Origin of the sequence: Cellulomonas sp. IC4_254 (assembly GCF_011603975.1) — a bacterium.
In the GTDB taxonomy this organism is placed as follows: domain Bacteria; phylum Actinomycetota; class Actinomycetes; order Actinomycetales; family Cellulomonadaceae; genus Cellulomonas.
On record NZ_JAANNB010000374.1, the window covers coordinates 1 to 1,290 of the forward strand.

1 protein-coding gene is annotated in these 1,290 nt (G+C 77.0%); it reads right to left on the reverse strand.

Annotation, left to right across the window (positions count from 1 at the left end; all coding sequences use genetic code 11):
• Nucleotides 1-924 (reverse strand): Ig-like domain-containing protein (locus tag G6556_RS18875; protein WP_166944684.1); only part of this gene is annotated, 924 nt, incomplete at its 3' end.
• Between the last annotated feature and the right edge of the window lie 366 nt (nucleotides 925-1,290).

The following is a 1,290-nucleotide window of genomic DNA, read 5'->3' on the forward strand; positions in this document are numbered from 1 at the left end:
GCCCTGGCCGGGCTCGGGGTCCGGGGAGGGCGCCGGTGCGGCCGCGACCACCAGGTCCTGCTCGGCGGAGTCGGTCTGCGCGTAGGGGGCGCCGCCACCGCCCGAGTAGTGCGCGAGCAGGCGGTACGTGCCGACGGGGAGCGTGCCGGTCGAGACCGTCACGACGCCGTCCACGAGCGTGCCGTTCGTGACGGAGACGGGCCCGGTGCCCGGCACGTAGACGATCAGCTGGACGCCCCCGCCGGGCACGGGCAGGCCGGCCGTCGGCGCCGCGACCCGCACGGTCGCGGTGAGGCCGGCGGTGCCGGCGGTCGTCGGGGCCGAGACGGTGACCACGGGGACCGGGATCGGCTCGACCAGCACGTCGGTCCGGTTCGACCCGGCGTCCCCGTAGGTCGCGTCGCCGCGGTAGACCGCGACCACGTCGTCGAGCACACCGGCCGTCGGGGCGACCACCGAGGTGGTGGCCACGCCGTTCATGAGGGTGGCGCTGCCCAGGCGCGCGCCCTCCGAGTACAGGAAGTCGACCGTGCCGGTGGGGACCGCGCCGCCGTCGGGCCCGGCGACCCGGGCCGAGAGCGTGAACGGCACCGACGTGTAGACGGAGGCGGGCGCGGTGAGCGTGACGGTCGGTCTCACCACCAGCGGGACGACGACCGGGCTCGACGTCGACGTGCGGTGGATCTGGTCGCCCGGCTGGTACCGGGCCTCGAGCGTGACGGAGGACCCGGTGAGGCCGGCCAGGTCGACGGGCGCGGTGCCGCCCACCAGCTCGAGCGTCTGCACGGGGGCGCCGTTCGCGAGGATCTCGACCCAGCCCTGCGGGACGTCGCCGGCGCCGGAGACGGTGACCTCGCCGGCGACCCGACCGCCCTGGGCCGGTCCGGTGATGCGGAGCTCGGTGCTCGTCGGGCGTCCCTGCACGGGGACTCGACGAACGGGCGGTAGCCCGCCGGTGTGCCGTCGTAGACGCACGCCACCTGGAACCAGGTCCACAGCGCGCGCGGGAGGTCGACCTCGGCCCGGAACTGCACGCCCCCGCCGACGGGCACGCCGCCCCCGACCCGCACCAGCGCCGGGACGTGCTGGGACGTCTGCCACTCGATCGCGGTCGCGGACGGGTCGGGGCAGGTGACGAGGAACGTCGCGGTCTCCCCGACGGTGACGGTCGGCGGTGCGATGATCTCGGACGCCGGGTCGAGCGGGGCCGCCGAGGCGCCGGCGGCGCCGGTGCCGGCGAGCAGCGCGACCAGCGCGAGCGCGGCGGACGTGCGTCGGAGGCGCCCGCCG